This window comes from Streptomyces sp. NPDC101393, assembly GCF_044767385.1.
In the GTDB taxonomy this organism is placed as follows: Bacteria; Actinomycetota; Actinomycetes; order Streptomycetales; family Streptomycetaceae; genus Streptomyces.
In genome coordinates this window covers 101,492-120,021 of sequence record NZ_JBIWNU010000003.1, presented here as the reverse complement: position 1 = coordinate 120,021, position 18,530 = coordinate 101,492, and the positions used below count along the sequence as shown (strand labels likewise).

The 18,530-nt window shown below is 72.1% G+C and carries 15 protein-coding genes; 8 read left to right on the top strand and 7 right to left on the bottom strand.

The window, feature by feature from the left end:
* Nucleotides 1–358 precede the first annotated feature (358 nt).
* Complete coding sequence (locus ACIRQ7_RS10440) at nucleotides 359–1,054, top strand: DUF4232 domain-containing protein (protein ID WP_404261506.1); 696 nt, start codon at nucleotides 359–361, stop codon at nucleotides 1,052–1,054.
* A 728-nt stretch (nucleotides 1,055–1,782) separates the two neighbouring features.
* Here ACIRQ7_RS10440 and ACIRQ7_RS10435 read toward each other — a convergent pair.
* On the bottom strand, nucleotides 1,783–3,306 hold the full coding sequence (locus tag ACIRQ7_RS10435) for an aldehyde dehydrogenase family protein (protein ID WP_404261505.1): 1,524 nt from the start codon (nucleotides 3,304–3,306) through the stop codon (nucleotides 1,783–1,785).
* 519 nt (nucleotides 3,307–3,825) lie between these two features.
* On the opposite strand from ACIRQ7_RS10435, the gene ACIRQ7_RS10430 reads away from it, so the two are divergent.
* A complete protein-coding gene (locus tag ACIRQ7_RS10430; protein WP_404261504.1) occupies nucleotides 3,826–4,395 on the top strand; it encodes a GNAT family N-acetyltransferase in 570 nt (189 codons plus the stop codon).
* A 100-nt stretch (nucleotides 4,396–4,495) separates the two neighbouring features.
* Here the strand turns inward: ACIRQ7_RS10430 and ACIRQ7_RS10425 are convergent, their stop codons facing one another.
* From ACIRQ7_RS10425 to ACIRQ7_RS10415, 3 genes are all read right to left on the bottom strand, one after another.
* Nucleotides 4,496–5,776 (bottom strand): GAF domain-containing protein, encoded by a 1,281-nt coding sequence (locus ACIRQ7_RS10425; RefSeq protein WP_404261502.1) that lies wholly within the window; start codon nucleotides 5,774–5,776, stop codon nucleotides 4,496–4,498.
* A gap of 190 nt (nucleotides 5,777–5,966) precedes the next feature.
* The gene (locus ACIRQ7_RS10420; RefSeq protein WP_404261501.1) at nucleotides 5,967–7,001 is read right to left on the bottom strand and encodes a DUF6114 domain-containing protein; all 1,035 of its coding nucleotides are present in this window, start codon (nucleotides 6,999–7,001) and stop codon (nucleotides 5,967–5,969) included.
* Nucleotides 6,992–7,546 carry a DUF6230 family protein gene (locus ACIRQ7_RS10415; protein ID WP_404262284.1) on the bottom strand — a complete coding sequence of 185 codons (555 nt, stop codon included), beginning with the start codon at nucleotides 7,544–7,546 and terminating at the stop codon, nucleotides 6,992–6,994. The genes ACIRQ7_RS10420 and ACIRQ7_RS10415 overlap by 10 nt, the downstream gene beginning before the upstream one ends.
* 201 nt (nucleotides 7,547–7,747) lie before the next feature.
* Between ACIRQ7_RS10415 and ACIRQ7_RS10410 the strand changes: the two genes are divergently transcribed.
* Nucleotides 7,748–8,404, top strand: a complete 657-nt coding sequence (locus ACIRQ7_RS10410; protein ID WP_404261499.1) for a TetR/AcrR family transcriptional regulator — start codon at nucleotides 7,748–7,750, stop codon at nucleotides 8,402–8,404.
* Between the two features lie 114 nt (nucleotides 8,405–8,518).
* Here the strand turns inward: ACIRQ7_RS10410 and ACIRQ7_RS10405 are convergent, their stop codons facing one another.
* A complete protein-coding gene (locus ACIRQ7_RS10405; protein WP_404261497.1) occupies nucleotides 8,519–9,823 on the bottom strand; it encodes a glycoside hydrolase family 18 protein in 1,305 nt (434 codons plus the stop codon).
* A gap of 339 nt (nucleotides 9,824–10,162) precedes the next feature.
* On the opposite strand from ACIRQ7_RS10405, the gene ACIRQ7_RS10400 reads away from it, so the two are divergent.
* Nucleotides 10,163–11,335, top strand: coding sequence for an acyl-CoA dehydrogenase family protein (locus ACIRQ7_RS10400; protein ID WP_404261496.1), 1,173 nt, complete (start codon nucleotides 10,163–10,165; stop codon nucleotides 11,333–11,335).
* A gap of 127 nt (nucleotides 11,336–11,462) precedes the next feature.
* Here ACIRQ7_RS10400 and ACIRQ7_RS10395 read toward each other — a convergent pair whose 3' ends face one another.
* Together ACIRQ7_RS10395 and ACIRQ7_RS10390 are read right to left on the bottom strand one after the other, a co-directional pair.
* Entirely contained in the window at nucleotides 11,463–12,617 is a 1,155-nt protein-coding gene (locus ACIRQ7_RS10395) for a pyridoxal-phosphate dependent enzyme (RefSeq protein ID WP_404261494.1), read from the bottom strand.
* Nucleotides 12,618–12,705: 88 nt separating this feature from the next.
* Complete coding sequence (locus tag ACIRQ7_RS10390) at nucleotides 12,706–13,149, bottom strand: hypothetical protein (protein ID WP_404261492.1); 444 nt, start codon at nucleotides 13,147–13,149, stop codon at nucleotides 12,706–12,708.
* A 209-nt stretch (nucleotides 13,150–13,358) separates the two neighbouring features.
* On the opposite strand from ACIRQ7_RS10390, the gene ACIRQ7_RS10385 reads away from it, so the two are divergent.
* From ACIRQ7_RS10385 to ACIRQ7_RS10370, 4 genes are all read left to right on the top strand, one after another.
* A complete protein-coding gene (locus tag ACIRQ7_RS10385; protein WP_401476908.1) occupies nucleotides 13,359–13,799 on the top strand; it encodes an Lrp/AsnC family transcriptional regulator in 441 nt (146 codons plus the stop codon).
* 56 nt (nucleotides 13,800–13,855) lie between these two features.
* Nucleotides 13,856–15,544: an amidohydrolase gene (locus ACIRQ7_RS10380; RefSeq protein ID WP_401476911.1), complete on the top strand. Its 1,689-nt coding sequence runs from the start codon at nucleotides 13,856–13,858 to the stop codon at nucleotides 15,542–15,544.
* Between the two features lie 526 nt (nucleotides 15,545–16,070).
* Entirely contained in the window at nucleotides 16,071–17,747 is a 1,677-nt protein-coding gene (gene lnt / locus ACIRQ7_RS10375) for an apolipoprotein N-acyltransferase (RefSeq protein WP_404261489.1), read from the top strand.
* Nucleotides 17,744–18,502 carry a polyprenol monophosphomannose synthase gene (locus ACIRQ7_RS10370; protein WP_401476917.1) on the top strand — a complete coding sequence of 253 codons (759 nt, stop codon included), beginning with the start codon at nucleotides 17,744–17,746 and terminating at the stop codon, nucleotides 18,500–18,502. Before lnt ends, ACIRQ7_RS10370 begins: the two co-directional genes overlap by 4 nt.
* The last annotated feature ends 28 nt before the right edge of the window (nucleotides 18,503–18,530 follow it).

Below are 18,530 nucleotides of genomic sequence, written 5' to 3'. Positions count from 1 at the left end.
GGCGTGTCCAGGTGCCGCCCCGGCCCGCCTCGGTCCCCGCCACCCCGCCGGCGTGCCGGCCGCCCTTCCCGGCCGACAGCCCGGAGCCCCCTTGTGTACCGCCGAGCACGACGGCGACCCGGACGAAGCACGGCAGCTCGCCCTGGTGGTACGCGACCGGCTGCCCGCGGGCGGCCAGGCAGGGTCGGCATCGGCAGCCCCCGCGGCTCCGACCTGGCCTACCGGCCCAAGGTCCCAGCCCGTCAGCGGGACGTGAGTGAGGCGTTTCCGGAACGTCAGTGGCCCCGGGAAGAGTGGTGTCCACACCGCGGGAAGGCCCAAAGGCGACTCCCGCACGATACGCAGGGGGAACCCGATCATGCGCACTTCCCGGATTCGTACCGCCACCCTGGCCGCCGTCACCGCCGCGCTGGCGCTGGGCCTGACCGCCTGCGGCGGCGCCGACAACGACTCGAAGGCGGCGGGCGACAGTCACGCCGCCGGCACCGCGCAGAGCCGGTCCGTGTCCAACGGGGACGCCAAGGGCGGCGCGGAGCAGGCCAACAGCGGCGGTGGCGCAAAGGCGGGCGCGCGCTCGACGAACGCCTCGGGCGGGACGGACGAGGTCGCGAGCAAGGGCACAACGGCCGCCGCCCAGCAGTGCGTCGGCGACGAGATGCTGCTCACCGCGGTGCACCGGTTCGCCGGGCAGCAGGGCGACCACCTGCTGGTCACCGCGTCGAACGAGGGCGCCAAGCCGTGCTGGGTCACCTCGTACCCGTCCGTGAAGCTCGGGGACGTCGACGCCACCGCACTGCCGCACTCGAAGAAGGACAACCCGGGCGGCAGCAAGCACATCACGCTCCAGCCCGGCGGCAAGGTCTACAGCGCGGTGAACCTCTTCGACTACGGCTCGAAGAACCACACCGCCACCTCGTTCGCCCTCGCGACGCGCGGCGCGGACGGTCAGGAAGGCCCCTTCTACTCCGTCCACATCAAGGGCGAGAAGCCGCAGTTCAGCTGGAACGAGGCCGACGTCCTGAACTGGAGCACCGAGAAGCCGTACGACTTCTGACGGTCCGACCGGCGCCGCCTCGGCGACGGAGGGTGGCTGCAGCTCAGATGTGGGGCCATCGGCGGATCCGGATGCTGACCCTGATGGCCGCTGAGAGAGCGGGCGGCGCTGCGGCGGGCCGTGCTTGTGGCACTCGGCGCGGAGGGCGATGACCTCGTGGATGCCGAGCGTCTGCCGGCCGTGGATGACGAGGACGCTGACGAGAGTCAGTTCCGGGCGGCTGCCGAGGCGCTGCGGTCGCGGCGGCCGGAGCTGTTCGGTGAGGTCCGCAGTGCGGTGCCGGCAGCTCCCGCGGGTGCTCCGGCCGGACGCGGGCCGACGCGGACGACCGGTGTCGAAGCCGGGTGTGACCGGACTGGAGAGGGGCCCGTCGTCGCGGCCTTGTGGCGGAGTTCAGCGACGTGCGCGGAGTAAGAGATGAGCTGTGGGGCCACGCCCCCTCGACCTCGTGGGCGGCATCGTCTACGTGGGCGGTGTGCGGAAGCTGAGCGCATCGTCCATGGAGACACAGCATGTCCCTTCAGCCCGTTTCGACGTCCGCGTACACGACGGCCAACCGTGAGCGGCAGGCCGGCCGGCATACAGGGGGCCGACTCGATCGACACGATCGCCGTCGACCGTGTCGGGATTCTCGCGTCTCACGTCTCGCGTCCCGTTCCACGCCAAGCCCGCGCCGCGAAGGGCGCCTGACAGGTGAAGTGCCTGTTCAGGCGCCCTTTTTGGGGTCCCTAGAAGAACCCCAGCTTCTTCGCCGAGTACGAGACCAGAAGGTTTTTCGTCTGCTGGTAGTGGTCGAGCATCATCTTGTGGTTCTCCCGGCCGATGCCGGACTGCTTGTAGCCGCCGAACGCCGCGTGTGCGGGATAGGCGTGGTAGCAGTTGGTCCACACCCGGCCGGCCTGGATGGCGCGGCCCGCGCGGTAGGCGGTGGAGCCGTCCCGGGTCCAGACGCCCGCGCCCAGGCCGTACAGCGTGTCGTTGGCGAGGGAGATCGCGTCGTCGAAGTCGGTGAACGGCGCCACGGCCACCACCGGACCGAAGATCTCCTCCTGGAAGACCCGCATGTCGTTGGTGCCCTCGAAGATCGTCGGCCGGACGTAGAAGCCGCCCTCCAGCTCCCCGCCCAGTTCGGCGCGGGCTCCGCCGGTGAGGATCCGGGCGCCCTCCTTCTGGCCGATGTCCAGGTACGAAAGGATCTTCTCCAGCTGGTCGTTGGAGGCCTGCGCCCCGACCATGGTGTCGGTGTCCAGCGGGTGCCCCTGGACGATCTTCTCCGTACGTGCCACACCGGCCGCCAGGAAGTCCTGGTAGTGCCCGCGTTGGATCAGGGCGCGGGACGGGCAGGTGCACACCTCGCCCTGGTTGAGGGCGAACATGGTGAAGCCTTCCAGCGCCTTGTCCTGGAAGTCGTCCACCGCCGACGAGACGTCGTCGAAGAAGATGTTGGGGCTCTTGCCGCCCAGTTCGAGGGTCACCGGCCGCAGGTTCTCCGACGCGTACTGCATGATCAGTCGCCCGGTCGTGGTCTCGCCGGTGAAGGCCACCTTGGCCACCCGGGGGCTGGATGCCAGCGGCTTGCCGGCCTCGGCGCCGAAGCCGTTGACGATGTTGACGACCCCCGGCGGGAGCAGATCCGCGATCAGGCTCATGAGGAAATGCACCGAGGCGGGGGTCTGTTCGGCCGGTTTGAGGACCACGGCGTTGCCGGCGGCCAGTGCCGGGGCGAGCTTCCACGTAGCCATCAGGATCGGGAAGTTCCACGGGATGATCTGGGCGACGACCCCGAGCGGTTCGTGGAAGTGGTAGGCGACGGTGTCCTCGTCGATCTCGGACAGGCTGCCCTCCTGCGCGCGCAGGGCACCCGCGAAGTACCGGAAGTGATCGATGGCGAGCGGGATGTCGGCCGCCAGGGTCTCCCGTACGGGCTTGCCGTTCTCCCAGCTCTCCGCGACGGCCAGCGCCTCCAGGTTCTGCTCCATCCGGTCGGCGATCTTGTGGAGGATGCCGGCGCGTTCGGCGGCGGCGGTACGGCCCCAGCCGGGCGCGGCCGCATGCGCGGCGTCCAGGGCCCGTTCCACGTCCTCGGCGGTGCCGCGCGCGATCTCGGTGAACGGCTGCCCGTTGACCGGGGTCGGGTTCTCGAAGTACCGGCCCAGTGCGGGCGCCACGAACTCGCCGCCGATCCAGTGGTCGTAGCGGGCCTGGTAGGTCATGACGGAATCGGCGGAACCCGGGCTGGCGTAACGGGCCATGGTGCGGCCTCCCCATCGCTCTCGGCGCGGTGCCCACCGCTCCCGTGCGGCGGGCGTTGCGCGCAGGCTAGGGCGGCGGAGGTTGCGGGAACGTTGCGTGAGTCCGCGGCTCGGTGGCGGGCTGCGGCGCGGTGGTTCTGTGGCCCGGCCGGGGGTGTGTCGTGGCGACGCAAGGGGGTGTCCCGGGGGACGTCCGCCAGGCCGTACGCGCCCGCGCCTCGGGGTATCCGTGATGACGCTCAGCTGGGTCCTTCCGCCCTCAACTCCGCGCGGGCGTACGAGCTTTCACGGGACGAGGCAGGAAAGGGGATGCCGCACAGCCGGCCTATGGGTAATGTTCTCTCTGGTCCAGTGAGGCTTACAGGGCAACAAACGTACAGGCTTGCGGGCTCACAGGTCTGCGGGCGTACAGGATTTCTGGAGCGACGCTTGCATATGGGGGTTTCCATGGTTCCGGAGCTTGTCAGGGCGTGGGCACTGGGTTGGGCCGTTTCCCGGGCGAGACCGCGGCCTGCTGAGATGCCCTGGGGGCTCTACATCGAGGTGGGCCGGCCCGATCAGGTGGGACGGCATGTGCTCCCCGACGCCCGGACGTCCGCAGTGCGTGCGGCCGCTGCGTCGGTGACCGTTCCGTACACCTGGCTCAAGGTGCCGACGCCGCCCGAGGAGGCCGACCGCCGGCTTCCGCCGGGCTGGGTGGTGGACAAGGGGGAGACGGGTCACCTGATGTCCGTGGACCTGCCGGGGACGGAAGCGGGGGCAACGACGGCCCCTGAGGGATACACCGCGTCTGTGGAGTCCGGTGACGGCGTCACGTATGTCCGGGTGCACGACAGGGCGGGCGAGCGTGCTGCTACGGGGCAGCTGGCTGTTCTCGGGGAGTTCGCGGTCGTCGACCGGGTGGTGACCGAGGAGGCCCACCGCCGCCGCGGGCTGGGCGCGTTCGTGATGCGGGCCCTCGCCGCGCACGCCGCGTCCGAAGGTGCCTCCCTCGGCGTGCTGGGCGCGACGGACGAGGGGCGCGCGTTGTACGAGACGCTGGGCTGGAAGGCGCACACCCCGCTGGCGGCCTGCATGTACCGCCCTTAGCCGAGCAAGTCCGAGCGAGCGGGAGACCGTGGTGCGTACCGAACGCGCCGGTCGGCCCCGCTGAGGACCGACCCGGGGAGGGGCCGACCGGGCCGCCGTGTCAGGCCAGGCCGGGAACCACCCCCGCCCCCCGCCCGAGGCCGTACGCGGTGCGTAGGCGGGCGGCTGTGGCGGTCGGGGCGGCGCGGGCGGGGGAGTGCGGGGGCAGGGCGTCCACCAGGGCTTCCCATACTTCCAGGTCGTCCTCGCCCCAGGGGGTGCGTGACCAGTGGCGCAGGTGGTCGGGGTTCCGCGCGCACAGCAGCGCGCGCCGGAGCCGGTCCTCCAGAGCGGTGCGCAGGCGGCGTACGCCGGGCGCTTCGGACTGCGGCAGCAGGGGGCCGCGGTAGGTGCCCAGGGCGGCCGTGAGGTCGTCGGCGGTCAACTCCTCCTCAACCGCGGCGAGATCGGTCTCCACCGGCCGGGCGAGGCGGTACGGGCGCGATCCGAGCAGCGGGCCGACGAGCCGGCGCAGCCGGGACAGTTCGGCGCGCAGGGTGACCGGGCGGGTCTCGCGCTCGCCGTAGAGGAGCACCGCGAGCTGATCACCTGACAGGCCCTCGGGGTGCACGGCCAGCAGCGTCATGATCTCGCTGTGCCGGCGTCCGAGCCGCAGCCGTTCGCCGTCCACGACGAGCAGTGCCTCGTCCCGCCCCAGCGCCGTCAGGCAGACGCCGGGGGCCGCGGAACGGGCGGCGAGATGGGCCTCGGCGGCGCGAGCGGTGGCCTGCACCAGGGCCAGGCTGTGCGGGCTCGCCAGGTGGTCGCCGCCGGTGATGTCCACGGCGCCCAGCAGCCGCCCGGTCCGCAGATCGTGCAGCGGGGCCGCGGCACAGGTCCAGCGCTGCACCTGACGGTTGTAGTGCTCGGCGGCGAAGATCTGTACGGCGTGATCGGCGGCCAGTGCGGTGCCGGGCGCGTTGGTGCCGGCATGCCGCTCGTCCCAGCGGGCCCCGACGACGAAGTTCATCCGCTCCGCACTGCGCCGCACTCCCGGGTGGCCCTCGACCCACAGCATCCGCCCCTGCGGATCGCAGACCGCCAACAGATGTGCCCCGTCCTGCGCGATGCTGCCCAGCAGTTCCCGGAAGACGGGCATCGCGCGGGCGAGGGGATGGTGCTCCCGGTAGGCGCGCAGGGCGGGCTCGTCCAGTTCGATGGTCGCGGCGCCGTCGGATGCCGCCCGTGCGTCCGCCGAACGACGCCAGGATTCGGCGACGACCCGGCGGACCGGCGGTGTCACGGTGCCGCCGGACAGGAACGCTTCGTGCGCCCGCCGCACGCTGCGGGTGTGCTCCGCCGGATCGGCGCCCGCCGGCATCGCCAGCCAAGGGTTGACCACGTGCCACCTTTCCGATGCGGCTCCGGCCCCGGCGAGCCCCCCCGGTGGGTCCGCGGCCCCTACGCAGATGGATCCCGTGTGGATCCCGTACGCCGATGGTGCTCGTACCGGGCGGGGGCGTAAACCCCCGCCGCGGTCGGCCGGGGGCGCGGGGGCGGGGGAGGTGACGCGGTGCGCCCCCGTGCGCGGGTCAGGAGGGGGCGGGAGGCCGGCGGGCGTCCGCGTTGAGGCGTAGCCCGTCGGCCACGATCAGGTCCGAGGTGACCAGGGCCTGTTCGGCCTCGACATCCGTCATGAAGACGAAGGGCGGGACGACCGGTGGCACCGGGAGCGTGTCGGGTGTGAAGGTGAGGCAGACCAGGCCCTCAAGGCAGCCGCTGAACTTGGTGAGGTAGAGCGTGACCTCGCCGCTGAGGTCCAACGAGTCGGCCCTCAGGCCGAGTTCGGGGTTGCCGTCGCGGGTGGTGAGGCGGTAGTCGGTGAGCGAGGCCGCCTTCATCTTCAGCACCATCGCCTTGACCGGGCCGTCCGCCGTGGGGACGTCGGTGACCCCGGCCAGCAGAAAGCCCTGGGGCGCGAACATCGTGGTGGTCACGGTCGGTGGGTGGGGCGGGGCCGGGACCGGCGCTGCGGCGCGCGCCGGCGGCGCCGGGCCGCCGACGGTCATCAGCAGGGCGATCGGCAGGACGACGGCCGGCGCCTTCCCGCCCCTGTCGGCGCGCCGAGCGGCCCGCGTTCCGGAGCGGGACGCGGCCACGTCCTCCCCAGGCGCGAACCCGGCCACGGCGTCCCGCCCCGGCGCGACCTCGCTCCTGGCGTCCCGCCCCGGCGTCCACCCGAAGCCCATCGCGCTGCCGGCGATCCCCAGCCCCATGCCGACCAGAAAGCCGCCCAGATTCGTCGCGGCGAAGGAGAGCACCGAGAGGATCAGCGCGTGGACGCTGACGTAGTGGTGCGCGGCGGGTGTGCACCACAGGAACAGCCCGGCCACCATCAGGGCCAGCCCGATGCCCAGCGCCGCCAGCCCGCCGAGACCCAGGCTCACCAGCACGGTCAGCGGCGACAGCGGGACCAGCAGCAGTTCGGCGCCGCCGAGCAGAAGCAGCAGCCCGGCCCAGAACGGCCGGCTGCGCCGCCACCGCCGCAGGCGCGCCCGCCGCCGTGGCCAGGGCAGCCGGCGTTCGAGCCGATCGCCCGAGCGGGCCCGGACCGCGCTCAGAAGCACGAGGTGCCGTCCAGGCTCACGCTGACCCGCATTCCCTTGAGGCGGAAGTCGCCGCCGGTGGCCGACCACGCGTGCGACCGGACACCGGCGACCTCGATGTCACCGGCCTGCAGGCCGAACTTCCCCTTGGGGCCCTTGACTCCCGGTACGGCGTCCAGGGAACCGGCGTCGCGGCCGATCTGGGCGGTGCCGAACCGCGCGTCGCCCACCAGGTCCTCACCGTCGATGACGAGGCTGTCGGCGGTCACCGCCCCGGCCTTGCCTCCCGCGGTCAGCTTGAACACCACCGTCCCGACGGGGGTCTTCACCCGCGCCGACTGGCAGATGTCCGCGAGTGTGGCCTTGCCGATGCCGAGCAGTGCCACGGGATGGCCGTTGCCGTCCGTGTCGCGGTCGGTGTGGACGTACGAGGACAGGCCGCTGCTGGTCAGTTTTCCGGACGCCACCTGGAAGTTGGTGCCGGATACGGCGAAGGACGCGGCCAGGGCGCCCTGGGCCATCACGGTCGCGAGGACGCCCACCGCGAGTACGGCGGGCAGCGCCACCACGGCGCTCTTCCTCCATGAGGTTCGCCCTTCGGGCGATGTGCGGATCGATGTGCTCACTGCGTCCTCCCCGGGGCAGCGACGGACACGGTCTGATGCGCGAAGGAAGTGCTTCATCGAGTCACTGCGGAGCGAAGCCGCAGGTGATGACGTTCTGTCATACTGCGGAAAACTCCGGGCAGTTGGAGACTAGGGCGGATTTTGAACAAGAGTCAACAGCGCGGTGGCGATGCTCGGCCGGCCGCCCGCGACACCGTGCGTTCCCAGGCGCGCCGCGCCGAACTGATAGCCACCGGACGGAAGTTGTTCGCCGACACGTCCTATGACGCGCTGTCCATGGACGACATCGCCCGCCAGGCCGGGGTGGCCAAGGGTTTGATCTACTACTACTTCACCAACAAGCGCGGCTATTACCTCGCGATCATCGAGGACGCCGTGGCCGAACTCGTCGAGCGGGCCGGCAGCACCCATGACCTGCCGCCGGTCGAACGCGTCGAGCGCACCGTCGACGGCTATCTGCGCTACGCCCAGCACCACCAGGCCGCCTACCGCGCCATCATCACCGGCGGCGTCGGATTCGACGCCGAGGTGCTGGCCATCCGCGAGAGGGTCCGCTCCCGGCTGCTGCACACCATCGCGCTGGGCGCCTGGGGCCGCGACGACATCCCGGTACTGGCCCGCACCGCGCTGACCGGATGGCTCTCCAGCGTCGAGGGCGTCACCCTCGACTGGATCGCGGCGCAGGAGTTGCCCCGCGAGACAGTGGCCGCGCTGCTGGTACGCGGCCTGGGGGACACGCTCCGGCTGATCGAGGAGTACGAGCCGGACTGCCCGGCGCCGCCGCGTCCGTCCGCCTGAGCGGCCGCCCTCACGCGAAGCGCGTGAGGGCGGGAGGCCTCAAGCCTCCCGCCCTCACTCTGCATGTACCTGGCTGATTTCTTGCGGCCGCTCCCGATGGAGCCGCCGACGCGGCTACTTGATCGACTTGATCAGTTCGCCGTTGGAGGTGTCACCGCTGAGCTCCCAGAAGAACGTGCCGCCCATGCCCTGCGCGTCCTTGTAGGCCATCTTCGAGCCGATGGTCTCCGGAGTGTCGTAACTCCACCACTGGTCACCGCACTTGGCGTACGCGGTGCCGCCCACCTTGCCCGTGGCCGGGCAGCGGCCCTTGATGTCCTTGTAGTCCTCGATACCGGCCTCGTACTTGCCCGGCGCCGCGCCGGTCGCCGTACCGCCGGGCGCGTCCTGGGTGACGCCGCTCCAGCCGCGGCCGTAGAACCCGATGCCCAGCAGCAGCTTGCCCGCCGGAACGCCGAGGTCCTTGAGCTTCTTGGTGGTATCGGTGGTGTTGAACCCGGCCTTCGGAATGCCGTTGTACGACGTGAGCGGGGAGTGCGGAGCCGTCGGGCCCTTGGCGTCCCACGCACCGAAGTAGTCGTACGTCATCGGGTCGTACCAGTCGACGTACTGGGCCGCGCCCGCATAGTCGGCGGCCTCGATCTTGCCGCCGTCCGAGGCGTCCGCGGTGATCGCCGCGGTGACCAGGTTGCTCTGCCCGAACTTCGAGCGCAGCGCCTTCATGACGCCGGTGAAGGCGTCCTTGCCGCTGGTGTCGCAGGTCAGGCCGCAGGCGTTGGGGTACTCCCAGTCGATGTCGATGCCGTCGAAGACATCCGCCCAGCGCTTGTCCTCGACCAGGTCGAGGCAGGACTGCGCGAAGGCGTCCGGGTTCTTCGCGGCCTCGCCGAAGCCACCCGACCAGGTCCAGCCGCCGAACGACCAGATCACCTTGAGGTTCGGGTGCAGCTTCTTGAGCTTGCGCAGCTGGTTGAAGTTGCCGCGCAGCGCGCCGTCGTCCCAGGTGTCCGCCTTGCCGTCGACGCTCTGGTCGGCGGTGTACGCCTTGTCGTAGTCGGCGTAGGAGTCACCGATGGCGCACTTGCCGCCCTGGACGTTGCCGAAGGCGTAGTTGATGTGGGTCAGCTTGCTCGCGGACCCCGATGTCTCGATGTTCTTGACGTGGTAATTCCGGGCGTAGACACCCCAGTTGGTGAAGTATCCGACGACCTTGTTGCCCGCGGCGGCCGGCTTCGCCTGCGGGGCGGCCGCGTTGACGGCCTGGGACGTGGCGGCCGTCGGGCTCTTCGCGGTGGGGGCGCCGGCCGGGTCGGCGGCGGCGGATCCGGCGAGCAGGGTGCCTGCCAGTGCCGCCGTACAGAGGGCGGTGGTGGCGGCGATCAGCCGGCGCGGCGATCGCTTCCGGAGCGGTCTGAGCATGTCGTCTCCTCGGAGGGGGGCGAGGTGGAGCCTGACCTGCGTTCGGAATGTGGCATGAACGCGTTGAACGTTGGAGGAGAAGCTAGAAGGACTAGACCAGTGCGTCAATGGTTCGGACCAATTTCATGGCCGAGTGAGCGCGGGCCGGAACCGGACAGCCAGTAATGATCAACCCGTGACGTGGGGCCGCCGATCGGGCATACTCCTAGCGCCACAGCCGCAGGTCATCGCCTTCCGCGACCCGGGAGACGATCATCGGCTGAGCACCCCGGAAACCGGCGTCGCCGCCTCACCCCGCGCGCGCGTCGCCGCAGCGCCCGACAGGGAGGAGAGCGCCGCATGACCGAGTACGGCAACCGGCCGGTGGACCGCAGGCTGCCCACGGAGGAAGCCCGCGACTTGTTGACGCTCGTACGCGAGCTCGCCGAGCGTGAGATCAAGCCGACCGCCGCCGAGGAGGAGGACGCCGGCCGCTTCCCGCGCGAGACGTTCGCCCTGCTGTCGGAATCCGGCCTGCTGTCCCTCCCGTACGCCGAGGAGTTCGGCGGCGGCGAACAGCCCTACGAGGTGTACCTCCAGGTCCTCGAAGAACTTGCCGCCGCGCGGCTCACCGTCGGCCTCGGCGTGAGCGTGCACACCCTCGCCTGCCACGCGCTCGCCGGATACGGCACCAAGGAACAGCGCGCCGAACACCTTCCGGCCATGCTCGGCGGCGGTCTCCTCGGCGCGTACTGCCTCTCCGAACCGGCCTCGGGCTCCGACGCCGCCTCCCTCACCACCCGCGCCACCCGCGACGGCGACACCTGGACGCTGAGCGGCACCAAGGCCTGGATCACCCATGGCGGCGTGGCCGATTTCTATACCGTGCTGGCACGCACCGGCGGCAGCGGCGCCCACGGCATCACCGCCTTCCTCGTCCCCGGCGACGCCGAAGGTCTGAGCGCCGCCGTACCCGAGCGCAAGATGGGCATGAAGGGCTCCCCGACGGCCCAGCTCCACTTCGACGGCGTCCGCCTCCCCGATTCCTGCCGCATCGGCGACGAAGGGCAGGGCTTCACCATCGCCCTCTCGGCGCTCGAATCCGGCCGGCTGGGCATCGCTGCCTGCGCCATCGGCGTCGCGCAGGCCGCCCTGGACGAGGCGGTCACCTACGCCGCGGCGCGACGTCAATTCGGCCGCCCCATCGCCGACTTCCAGGGCCTGCGCTTCATGCTGGCCGACATGGCCACCCAGGTGGAGGCGGGCCGCGCGCTCTATCTCGCCGCCGCCCGGCTGCGGGACGCCGGAGCTCCGTTCTCCAAGGAAGCGGCGATGGCCAAGCTGTTCTGCACGGACACCGCGATGCGGGTGACCACGGACGCCGTGCAGATCCTCGGCGGCTACGGCTACACCCTCGACTTCCCGGCCGAGCGCTTCATGCGCGAGGCCAAGGTCCTGCAGATCGTCGAGGGCACCAACCAGATCCAGCGCATGGTCATCGCCCGCCACCTGGCCGGGCCCGAATCGCACTGAGCACGGGGGAGGGGCGGGCGGCACCGGCGCGACGCCGCCCGCCCCTCCCGCGCGGATCAGGGCGCATGGAGGGGCCCGATCCGGCCTGATCGGACAGCCCTACCCCGACGGCCCGCCCACCGGCCTCTCAGCCCACCAGACCCTTCAGACCCGTGGCGGTGCCGACGGCGACCACCAGCTCCCCGGGCGCCACGGCAGGCCCCCGCGCCACCGCCACCGCGACCGCGGACGACGGCTCCATGATCAGGCCCTCCGCCGCAAGCCGACGGCATTCCGCCATGATCGCGTCGTCCGTCACCGCGACCGCCGTGCCACGGCTGCGCCACAAGGCGTCCAGCCCCTGCCAGCACGGCCGTTCCTCGCCCAGTGAGAAGGCCACCGACGGCCGGTCCGTCACCCGCGTCAGCTCCTGATCCGCCCGGTCCGCGCAGCGCAGCGCGGCGGTGAAGGGCGCCGACCGCGCCGGCTCGGCGGCCACCAGCCGCGGCACCTGCGCCACCAGCCCGGCCGCCGCCAACTCCCGGAACCCACGGCCGATTCCGGCCAGCAGATCCGCCCGGCTGGTGGGCACCACGACCGCCCCGATCGCCCGGCCGGCGAAGTCCCGCGCCAGCTCGTACGCGACCGACTTGTAGCCCTCGTTGGCGTACGGGTTGCCGCCAGAGGATGGTGAGGAGTAGCTGGTCAGCGGATACCAGCCGCGCTCGGCGACACTCTGCGCCATGGCTGCGTTGCGTTCGGCGGAGCTGCCCCGGTGGACCACCCGCTCGGCGCCCAGCGCGTCGATCTGCGCCCGCAGCCCTGCCGGTACCTGCTCGTTGGTGAACACCACACACCGCAGCCCGGCCCGTGCCGCGTACGCCGCGGCCGCCGCACCCGCATTCCCGGAGGATGCCGCGACGACGGTCCCCGCACCCGCGGCCACCGCGGCCGCCACCCCGGCGGCCATCGCCCGGTCCTTGTGCGAACCGGTCGGATTGCCGCCCTCGTACTTCAGCCACAACTCGCCGGTGCCGGCGGGAGGTTGGCTGCCCGGAAGCTCCCTGCGCAGCCGGATGTTCGGGGTGTTCCCCTCGCCGAGGGTGACCGGCGGGCCGGTGGTCGGCAGGGTCCCGGGCCAGCCCCAGGGCCCACCCGGGTAGGCCGCGAGGTGATGGCCTGTCAGATCCACGAGCGGGGGAGGGGTGTTGACGCCGATGCCCTCGCTCGCGCAGGACCGGCACCCCTCGAATCCCTCCGCCGGGCTACCGCAGCGCGGGCAGTGCAACGGGGGTGGGGCCACGGTCACTCCTGAGTCCGTCGGACAACGACTCCGCGACCGTAACAACCCCCTTGGTCACGGGAGTTGACTTGACTGCCTCAAGGGGCGCTCAGGCGCTGCGACGCATCTGCGGCACCCGCGTCGGCCGGCCGTCGGGCCCGCCGATGTGCGAGAACGGCTGGCGGCGCCAGTCCAGGCTCTCCGGAAGCGTCAACAGCACGGCCGCGTCCTGCTCCTGGGCCTCCAGGGCGTCCTCGGTCGACGGCACCTCGGCCGCCGGCCGCCCCGACCCCTGGCACACCGTCAGACCGAACGGATTCCACGGCGAGGGGCACATCGCGTGCTCCGGAAGCGTGTCCTCGTCCGCCAGCAGGGCGATCGGCTGCGCGCAGTCCGGGCAGCTCACGCGGTAGATCTCCAAGGTCTCGAAAGACGCATGGCCGTCGTCGGAAGAGTAGCTGTCGTCGTCACCGGAGAAACCGGGACTGTCGCCCTCCTCGGTGCTGAGGTTCGCCGCACCGGATTCCTGCTTCAGGCGTCGCATGATGTCCATCCCCCTCGGGTGGGCCGGTCGGACCGCTGACTTCCTGTGACGGGCGGTCCCGGCCACCGGGAGCAATTCCCTTCATGCCGTGCGCATAATCGCGGCCGCCCGGCGGACACCGATTCATGCCTGTGGCGTTCATCACACGGCCCGGCGTAAGGGTGTCCACGATCCGGCGCGCGGTGCGCACACGCGCCCGAGCACAGTAGGTTGAGCGGGTGGAGGAGTTGGACCGACAAATCGTGGATCTGCTCGTCAAGGACGGGCGGATGAGCTACACCGACCTGGGCAAGGCCACTGGCCTGTCGACCTCGGCGGTGCACCAGCGTGTGCGCCGGCTGGAGCAGCGCGGTGTCATCAGGGGCTATGCCGCCATCGTGGACCCGGAAGCCGTGGGCCTGCCGCTCACCGCCTTCATCTCGGTGAAACCCTTCGACCCCAGCGCGCCGGACGACATCGCGGAACGACTCGCGGACGTGCCCGAGCTGGAGGCCTGCCACAGCGTCGCCGGCGACGAGAACTACATCCTCAAGGTCCGCGTCGCCACGCCCCTGGAGCTGGAGCATCTGCTCACCCGCATCCGCACGCAGGCCGGCGTCTCGACCCGCACCACGGTCGTGCTCTCCACCCCGTACGAAGCCCGCCCGCCCCGTATCTGACCGGGCATCCGACCCCGCGCACGGCCCGCCCGCGCGCAGGGGCCAAACTGTCCGGTATGAGCCAGCGCACCCCCGACCCCGCCCGGAACCGGCCTTCGGCCCCGGCCCGGATGACCTCCCCCACCTCGGCCCGCCCGCGGACCGTCCTCCTGCGCGGCGGCGAGGTGCACAGCCCGGCGGACCCCTTCGCCACCGCCATGGTGGTCGAGGGCGGCAGCATCGCCTGGGTCGGTGAGGAAGGCGCCGCCGATTCCTTCGCGGACGGCGTGGACGAGACCGTCCACCTCGACGGTGCGCTCGTCACCCCCGCGTTCACGGACGCACATGTGCACACGACGGCCACCGGCCTCGCGCTCACCGGCCTCGACCTGTCCCGCGCCACCACCCTGCCCGACGCGCTGGCCCGGATCCGCGCGTACGCCGCCGCCCGCCCCACCGACCGGATCCTGCTCGGCCACGGCTGGGACGCCAGCGCCTGGCCCGAGGGCCGCCCGCCCTCCCGCGCCGAACTGGACGCAGCGACCGACGGCCGCCCCCTCTACCTCACCCGCGTCGACGTGCACTCCGCGGTCGTCACCACGGCCCTGCTCGACCAGGTGCGCGGCATCCGCGACCGGTCCGGCTTCCACGCCGACGCGCCGCTGACCGGCGACGCCCACCACGCCGCGCGCGAGGCCGCGTACGCCACCGTCACCCCGGCGCAGCGGGCCGACGCCCAGGCAGCCGCCCTCGCCCACGCCGCCTCGCTCGGCATCGGCAGCCTCCATGAATGCGCCGGCCCCGACATCTCCGGCGAGGACGACTTCACCGCGCTGCTCGCGCTGGCAGCCGAGGGGCGCGGGCCGCGCGTCGTCGGCTACTGGGCCGAACTGATCGCATCCGCAAAGGAAGCCGACCGGATCCGTGAGCTCGGGGCCCTCGGCGCGGCCGGCGACCTCTTCGCCGACGGCTCCCTCGGCTCGCACACCGCGCACCTGCACGCCCCGTACACCGACGCCGCCCACACCGGCACCGCGCAGCTCGATGCCGCGGCCGTCGCCGCACACGTCGCCGCCTGCACTGAAGCGGGGCTCCAGGCCGGCTTCCACGCCATCGGCGACGCCGCCCTGACCACCGTCGCCGACGGCGTACGGGCCGCCGCCGAACGCGTCGGCCTGCCCCGCGTCCGCGCCGCCCGGCACCGCGTCGAACACGCCGAAATGCTCACCGAGGCCACCATCGCCGCCTTCGCCGAGCTGGCCCTGACGGCCTCCGTCCAGCCGGCGTTCGACGCGGCCTGGGGCGGCGCGAGCGGCATGTACGCCACCCGCCTCGGCGCCGAACGCGCCCGCACCCTCAACCCGTACGCCGCCCTGCTCAAGGCCGGTGTGCCGCTCGCCCTCGGCTCCGACAGCCCGGTCACCCCGCTCGACCCCTGGGGCACCCTGCGGGCCGCCGTCTTCCACCGCACCCCCGGCCACGGCATCTCCGCCCGCGCCGCGTTCACCGCCCACACCCGCGGCGGCTGGCGTGCCATCGGCCGTGACGACGCGGGCGTCCTGGTGCCCGGCGCCCCCGCCGACTACGCGGTCTGGCGCACCGGCGACCTGGTCGTCCAGGCCCCCGACGAACGCGTCGAACGCTGGTCGACCGACCCCCGCTCCGGCACCCCTGGCCTGCCCGATCTCACCCCCGGCGGCGACCTGCCGGTGTGCCTGAGCACGGTCGTCGGCGGGCACACGGTCTTCGGGCGGCCGAACGAGTGACTTCGGGCGGTCAGGTCCCGCCGAGCAGCGTGCTTGCAGCTACTCGCCCCACCTGCGCTTGCTCGGCACTGACCTGGTACGACGCGAAAACGACGCAGGCGGAGCACCTGTTGACAGCAGCCGGTCGACGGCCGGTAGGTTCGGCCGAGTCCACCACAGGACGTCCGCTCGGTAGACCTCCGCGCATTCGTCGAACGCAGCTGGGCCATGGGGCGGAACGCCAACCGGCGCACCGCCACTGGGAGCCAGGTCCAGCACCAGCGGCACGAGGCGATGAGACGGTTCGGCCGGTCGGCAGGTGCGACCCGGGTGGGGCCCGGATGCTCAGTAGACAACGGCTTTCGGTCGACCCGCAGCCAGCGGGTCCCAGGTCGGCCCGAAGGGCGCCGGGCCCCGATCCGCACCACTCTGCGGCCGCCCGCCCCCTCCCCGCGGGCCCTCTACCGCGCGCACCCTGCACCCGCGAACGCAGCCACCCGGGGTACGGTCAGCTCATCACCGCACGACCTGCAGGAAGGCCGCGACCGTGTCATCGGGCTCCCACACCACCGAAGAAGCCGTCAGCGGCGCCACGCCCGACGACGGCCCGGTGCCGCCCGCCGAAACGGGACCGACCGCCGCGCCCCGTCGCCCCGGCCGCGCCCGGCGGCTCGCCGCGCTCGTCCGCCGCGAGGCACCGCGCACCGTCCTCGCCGTCGTCTCCGGTGTCGGACTCGCCCTCGCCTTCCCGCCGTACGACCTGTGGCCGCTGTCCTTCCTGGCCGTCGCCGCGCTCTCGCTGCTCACCCGCGGCCGACGGGTACGGCAGGGCGCCTGGACCGGCCTCGTCTTCGGGGTGCCGTTCTTCCTGATCCTGCTCAAGTGGCTGCATGTGGTCGGCTGGGACGCGGTGGTCGGACTCTCCGTCGCCGAGGCGCTGTTCACGGCGGCCCTCGGTGCCGCGCTCGCCGGCACCTCCCGGCTGCCGGCCTGGCCGCTGTGGACCGCCTGCCTCTGGGTCGCCCAGGAATGGGCCCGGGACCGGCTCCCGTTCGGCGGCTTTCCCTGGGGGCGGCTCGCCTTCGCCAACACCGGTTCGTCGTTCACCCCGCTCGCCGCGCTCGGCGGGGCGCCCCTGGTGACCTTCGCCGTGGCGCTGGCCGGGGGGCTGCTGGCGGCCTGCCTGGCCACCCTCTGGAGCCTGCGGGGGGCCTTCTCGCCGCGCCGTGCGGTGCCCGCCCTGGAGGCGTTCGGACTCGCCGCCGCGGTCACCCTGGCCGGCGCGGTCGTACCCGTCCCCACGAAGGCCGACGACACGGCTGACATCGCTGTCGTCCAGGGCAACGTCCAGCAGCCCGGAATGGACTTCCTGGGCCGCCCGATGAAGATCCTCGACAACCACGCCACGGCCACCGAGAAGCTCGCCGCGGACATCAAGGCCGGCCGGGCGAAGAAGCCCGACCTGGTCATCTGGCCCGAGAACTCCTCGGACCTCGACCCCTTCCGGTACCCGCAGGCCTACGACCGGATCGACGCGGCGGTGAAGTCGGTCGGCGTCCCGGTGCTCGTCGGTGCCCTTGTCGACCACCCCTCCAAGAAGGGCTACGTCTTCAACGAAGGCATCGTCTGGGACCCGAAGAAGGGCCCCGGCGCCTCGTACACCAAGCAGCACCCGGTGCCGTTCGGCGAATATGTGCCGTTCCGGGCGCAGCTCAGCAAGATCATCACGCGCCTGCAGCGGGTGCCCCGCGACTTCTACCCGGGCGACCACACCGGCGTGCTGAACGTCGGCCCCGCCAAGCTCGGCGACGTCATCTGCTTCGAGGTCGCCTACGACGAGATCGTGCACGACACCGTCGACGCCGGGGCGCGGGCGCTGGTCATCCAGACCAACAACGCCACCTACGGCGGGACCGGCCAGCCCGAGCAGCAGCTGGCCATGTCCAAGCTGCGCGCCGTCGAACACGGCCGGGCCGTGGTCACCGCCGCCACCAGCGGAATCAGCGCCGTCGTCGCCCCCGATGGCAAGATCACGCAGCAGATCCCCGAATTCACCCAGGGGGTCGTCACCGCGCGCCTCCCGCTGCGCGACGAAACGACGCTCGCCGACCGCGTCGGTGCGGCTCCTGAGTGGGCGCTCGCTATCGTGGGACTTCTGTCCTGTGCCGCCGCGACAGTCATCGGCCGGCGCGGGCGTACGAAGGACGAGAAGGGGCAGCAGTGACAGACGGCGGTCAGCGGCAGTACGGTCCGCTCGGCACCACCTTGGTGATCATTCCGACGTTCAACGAGGCGGAGAACATCAAGCCGATCGTCTCGCGGGTGCGGTCCGCCGTCCCCGAGGCGCATGTGCTCGTCGCGGACGACAACAGCCCCGACGGCACCGGGAAGCTCGCCGACGAGCTGGCCGGCACGGACGAGCAGGTCCATGTGCTGCACCGCAAGGGCAAGGAAGGCCTCGGCGCCGCCTACCTCGCGGGCTTCCAGTGGGGTATCGACCACGGCTACGACGTACTCGTCGAGATGGACGCGGACGGCTCGCACCAGCCCGAGGAGCTGCCCCGGCTGCTCACCGCGCTCAAGGGCGCCGACCTCGTGCTCGGCTCGCGCTGGGTGCCCGGCGGCCGCGTCGTGAACTGGCCCAAGCACCGGGAGATGCTCTCCCGCGGCGGCAGCACCTACTCGCGGATCCTGCTGGACGTCCCGATGCGCGACGTGACCGGCGGCTACCGCGCCTTCCGTGCCGAGACGCTCAAGAGCCTCGGGCTCGACGAGGTGGCGTCCCAGGGCTACTGCTTCCAGGTCGATCTGGCCCGCCGTGCGGTGCAGGCCGGGCTGCATGTCGTCGAGGTCCCGATCACCTTTGTCGAGCGCGAGCGCGGCGACAGCAAGATGAGCCGGGACATCGTGGTCGAGGCGCTGTGGCGGATCACGGCCTGGGGCGTCGGCACCCGCGTGGGCAAGATCCGCGGTCGCTGACTCCCGGCGGCCCGGTACGTCCCCGGCC

Bases quoted from the DNA above. Each gene is read 5' to 3' on its own strand.
- ACIRQ7_RS10405 (WP_404261497.1), bottom strand. From the start codon at position 9,823: ATGCTCAGACCGCTCCGGAAGCGATCGCCGCGCCGGCTGATCGCCGCC.
- ACIRQ7_RS10435 (WP_404261505.1), bottom strand. From the start codon at position 3,306: ATGGCCCGTTACGCCAGCCCGGGTTCCGCCGATTCCGTCATGACCTAC.
- ACIRQ7_RS10440 (WP_404261506.1), top strand. From the start codon at position 359: ATGCGCACTTCCCGGATTCGTACCGCCACCCTGGCCGCCGTCACCGCC.
- ACIRQ7_RS10380 (WP_401476911.1), top strand. From the start codon at position 13,856: ATGAGCCAGCGCACCCCCGACCCCGCCCGGAACCGGCCTTCGGCCCCG.
- ACIRQ7_RS10390 (WP_404261492.1), bottom strand. From the start codon at position 13,149: ATGGACATCATGCGACGCCTGAAGCAGGAATCCGGTGCGGCGAACCTC.
- ACIRQ7_RS10400 (WP_404261496.1), top strand. From the start codon at position 10,163: ATGACCGAGTACGGCAACCGGCCGGTGGACCGCAGGCTGCCCACGGAG.
- ACIRQ7_RS10430 (WP_404261504.1), top strand. From the start codon at position 3,826: ATGCCCTGGGGGCTCTACATCGAGGTGGGCCGGCCCGATCAGGTGGGA.